This window comes from Kocuria gwangalliensis, assembly GCF_039544365.1.
GTDB lineage: Bacteria > Actinomycetota > Actinomycetes > Actinomycetales > Micrococcaceae > Kocuria > Kocuria gwangalliensis.
Genome location: NZ_BAABLN010000040.1, coordinates 1 through 567, shown reverse-complemented (window position 1 = coordinate 567; position 567 = coordinate 1). Strand labels below are relative to the sequence as shown.

General features: G+C 70.4%; 1 protein-coding gene. It reads right to left on the bottom strand.

Annotated elements, in window-relative coordinates:
* Positions 1-199 precede the first annotated feature (199 nt).
* A partial coding sequence (locus tag ABEA06_RS13470) for a TnpV protein (protein ID WP_345311824.1) occupies positions 200-567 on the bottom strand: 368 nt, incomplete at its 5' end.

Genomic DNA, 567 nt, shown 5'->3' with positions numbered 1-567 from the left:
GACCCCCAGCGGGCCAAGGAGGCACGCTCGGTCTCGGTGGCGGCCCGTTCCTGGGCTTGCAGCTCGCGCAGGGCGCGCAGGGCTGCGAGGTTGGCGCGGAACCTCGCCTGGACACCGGAGGGGGCCAGCTGCTCCTGGGCCCGCGGGATGAACCGCCCCGGAGCCGCCCCCGGTACAAGGCCTGTGGCCGGTTCCGGGGTTACGGCCGCTCGGCCTGCTCCTGCGCCGACTCGTCCAGGAAGTCCCGATAGATCCGGTCGAGTTCCTTCATCTCCGCCAAGGTCTCGGCCGTCCCCGACTCCGGATCCTCCTCCTGCGGCTCCTCCTGCACGGACGGGTCCGGGGTCAGCATCTGCGCGCGCACGATCTCCTCCGCCTGCATCTTCGACGCGTTCAGCCGCCCCACCTTCCCCAAGTAGGTCTCCCCCATCGGGTCCGGACCGGCCAGCTCCATCATCAACTCGCCCACCCTGTTCGACGCCTCCTCCCCCAACGCTTCGAACCACTGGTCCGGGTCCGGGATCAGTGCGTACTCCGCGGGCGCGGTCATCTTCCAGGTTTCCTGCG